Raw genomic sequence first — 3,301 nt, forward strand, 5'->3', positions numbered from 1 at the left:
GGTGGCACGAAGCTGGGCCGCAGCATGCCCCGCTCGGCGACCTTGCAGAGCCAGACCGCGTCCAACTTGTCGGTCTTCGGTCGACCGGGTAGGTGCTTGACATCCTTGGCGTTGACCAGCCAGACCTCCAGCCCGTGCGCCTCCAGCAGATAGAAGGGAGGCTTCCAGTAGTTGCTGGTGGCCTCCATCACCACCCGCGTCACGCCCAGCTCCCGTAGCCGATCCGCCAGCACCAGCAGCGACCGCGTCATCGTCGGGTAGGTCCGCACCTCCTGCAGCCGCTTGCCCGGCTGGTCCGGGTGTGGCACCCGCACACAGCAGGTCAGCTGGGCCTTGCCGATATCCAACGCCGCGACCCGCTGGATGAGCTCCTCGCTGTCGTGCGCCTCCTCCAGCACCTGCGCCTCCTCACCTCGGCAGCCACCAACACGGCCACCCGCAGGAGCCGCAAGGCAACGGCAAAGCTAGTCCGCGTGCTCAAGGCAACACTGAAGGGCCCATGGCGCGGCTCCCAGCGTCCGACTAAGAGACGGCCTGACACGGCGACCAAGGAGCGACGACGTCAGCGGGCGACCAGGGCCGATTTTCACCCCGGAACGGGCCTCCCCGCTGGGAGAGCGACGACTATTTGATCCTTTCACGTTAGGGTGACGGCTCAGTATCGAGGGACAGGCCGGTGTGGGCGAGGAACCCGACCACCAGGCTGTCACTGTCGCAGATGCGCTGGATGCCTTGTTCGGTGGCGTCGGCGACCTCGGCGATGGTGTCGCCGGTGCAGTTGGCCAGCGCTCCGCCCTTGAGGTTGGCCCACAAATACTCGACTGGATTCAGCTCGGGGGCGTAGGCGGGGAGCCGCTCGACGGTGAGCCAGTGGCGCTGGGCGGCCAGGTGGGCGCGCATCTTGTGGCTCCAATGCGAACTCAGCCCGTCCCACAGCAGTACCACCCGGTGGCCGGTGTAGAACGCTGCGAGCTGCTCCAGGACGCCGATGAGGCTGTCGGTGTCGTAGCTGTCAGCCTGGAGGTGGAAGCACAACCTCGCACTGGTACCTTCTGGGTGGTAGCCGAGCGCGGCGGCCATGGAGGCCCGCTTCCAGGCCATGCGGTGGCGCAGGATCGGCGTCCTGCCGCGCCGCGACCAGGTCCGCCGGACCGGTGGGATCAGCGAGATGCCCGACTCGTCGAAGAAGACGATCCAGGCCGATTCTGCGCGGGCCCTTTTTTGATCCGGGGCCACTCATGGGCCACCCAGTGCTGGATCGCTTCCTCGTCGCGCTCCTTCGCCTGCCGCTGGGGCCGCTGCACAGTCCAGCCCAGCCGCCCTCGCAATAGCCGCCACACCGATGGGTTCGACAACCCCACCCCGGTCAGGCCCTGGATCACCATGGCGATCCGGTCAAGGGTCCACACGTCGGTGGCGAAGCCGTGGGCGAGCGCGCCCTCCAGCAGCGCCTGCTCGATCGCCTCCAGCTGGTCGTCGGCGACCTTGGGCTGTCGGCCGGTCGGCCCACGAGTCCGCAACGCGGCCGTGCCGTCGGCTCGCCAGCGGCTATGCCAGCGGCTGGCGCTCTGGCCCGAGACGTCCAGCTCACGGGCCACCTCGGCCTGGGTACGGCCCTGGGCGAACAACTCAGCGGCCCGTTCCCGACGGGCCTGGCGGGCCGCCCGCTCTCTCACGGCCCGCTGTCGTGCTTGTTGCTTGCGGCGGTTGGTCGACATAGCGGGCATGCTTCCACACCAGCCACCCCATCGTCACCTCAAAGCGAAACAATCAAATAAGGACTACCACTGACATATATGCAATCTACCAAGCTTTTCTTGCTTGATAGCCTCTGAGCTGCGCGTTTGGCGCGCCGCGAGGGATTCGAACCCCAACCGCCACATCCGTAGCCTGGTGCTCTACGTCGGTCTGGTCGGCTCCAGACGGATCTGGCCTGCTCACGTTGGACGAGTCGTCTATCCAGACGGATCGAGAAGGATCCTGTTGGATCGTCTGGATGATCAGGCGTCAGATGCAGCGCCCGGACACGCTGTCAGGTTCATGGAGAACCAGGGCTAGCCCGAGCCGCTGGCACAGTGGGTTGGGCGTGGAGCCTGCGCGCCCGTGCTTCATACTGGCGTCCATGCTTCCTGGCGTCCACGCCACTCTGGAGGTGCTCCCTTGTCGTACCGCCCAACCCGCTCGATTGAGGGCACAGTTGCAGCGATCACCGGAGCGAGCGCCGGAATCGGTGCGGCGACAGCCCGAGCGTTGGTCGGGGCCGGCGCCAAGGTGGCGTTGGGCGCCCGCCGCAACGACCGCTTGGCTTCGCTGGTGGGTGAGCTTGGCGACGAGCATGCCGTCGCCCTCCCTGGGGACGTCCGCGACCCCCAGTACAACGAGGCCCTCGTGGCCGCGGCGGTCCAGAAGTGGGGGCGGCTAGACACCGTCGTTGCCAACGCGGGCATCGGCGCCTACGGCGGCATTCTGGACATTGACGACGCGCAGCTGCGGGAGATGGTGGAGACCAACTATCTGGCCACGGTGTGGACGGTGCGGTCGGGTGTGCGCCAATTCCGGACACAGGGCGATGGCGGCGACATCGTGATCGTCAGCTCGGTCGCCGGCTTCCGAGGCGGCGCGGACGAGGCGGTCTATGCGGGCACCAAGTTCGCCCAGGTGGGGCTTGGCGGCTCGCTGGACCGTGAGCTCCGGGCGGAAGGGATGCGAGTGACGCTGATCTGCCCGGCGGGGACCGCCACCGAGTTTGCCATCGGTGCCGGCCGGGACGAAGGTTCGCCGGAGCTCGATGCGTACCTGCGTCCCGACGATGTCGCTTACGCGGTCCGCGTCGTGCTCGAACAACCCCGCTCGGTGAGGACCACCGTGTGGCAGCTGTGGAGCAGCCAGCAGCAAAGCTGACCGACTTGGTTTCTGAGATACGCACCAATGCGCGCCCGGCCCACAGGCCGGCTGCATCGACGGGCGTTCTATTGATCGGACGGGTTCGTACGTAGCGAAGCGGGCGGGACTCTAACCTGCGGTCTTGGAGCCCGAGGAGGGATTCAAACCCTCGACCTTCCGATTACGAGAAGGCAGCCAACGCCACGGCCCACCACCAGCTCTGGTACCAGGGCAGGCCATTCGCCGTTGGCGGCCGTGGTGGCGGCGGTGTGCCCCAGCTGGCAGGCGGTGGCGGTTGCTGGCGCATGGTGTTGCCCCTCTGAACACCTGGACCCTGACGCCGGAGTATGGTTGGCGGCAGCAACGCTATGTGCGCTTGGGCCGGCCAAGTCGACGGCAGGTAACGATTGGCCACCAG

At 67.1% G+C, this 3,301-nt stretch carries 4 protein-coding genes; 1 reads left to right on the forward strand and 3 read right to left on the reverse strand.

The annotated features are described in order from the left end of the window. From VF468_02340 to VF468_02350, 3 genes are all read right to left on the reverse strand, one after another. Nucleotides 1-398: transposase (locus VF468_02340; GenBank protein HEX5877151.1), on the reverse strand; the 398-nt coding region annotated here is incomplete at its 3' end. A 244-nt stretch (nucleotides 399-642) separates the two neighbouring features. After that, nucleotides 643-1,236: a transposase gene (locus VF468_02345; protein ID HEX5877152.1), complete on the reverse strand. Its 594-nt coding sequence runs from the start codon at nucleotides 1,234-1,236 to the stop codon at nucleotides 643-645. Next, the gene (locus tag VF468_02350; protein ID HEX5877153.1) at nucleotides 1,161-1,727 is read right to left on the reverse strand and encodes a winged helix-turn-helix domain-containing protein; all 567 of its coding nucleotides are present in this window, start codon (nucleotides 1,725-1,727) and stop codon (nucleotides 1,161-1,163) included. Before VF468_02350 ends, VF468_02345 begins: the two co-directional genes overlap by 76 nt. A gap of 433 nt (nucleotides 1,728-2,160) precedes the next feature. Between VF468_02350 and VF468_02355 the strand changes: the two genes are divergently transcribed. Further along, nucleotides 2,161-2,901 carry an SDR family oxidoreductase gene (locus VF468_02355; GenBank protein HEX5877154.1) on the forward strand — a complete coding sequence of 247 codons (741 nt, stop codon included), beginning with the start codon at nucleotides 2,161-2,163 and terminating at the stop codon, nucleotides 2,899-2,901. Nucleotides 2,902-3,301: the final 400 nt, after the last annotated feature.

The sequence above is a fragment of the Actinomycetota bacterium genome (assembly GCA_036280995.1).
Classification (GTDB): domain Bacteria; phylum Actinomycetota; class CALGFH01; order CALGFH01; family CALGFH01; genus CALGFH01.

Coding starts and splice junctions, on each gene's coding strand:
- VF468_02350 (HEX5877153.1), bottom strand. CDS start 1,727: ATGCCCGCTATGTCGACCAACCGCCGCAAGCAACAAGCACGACAGCGG.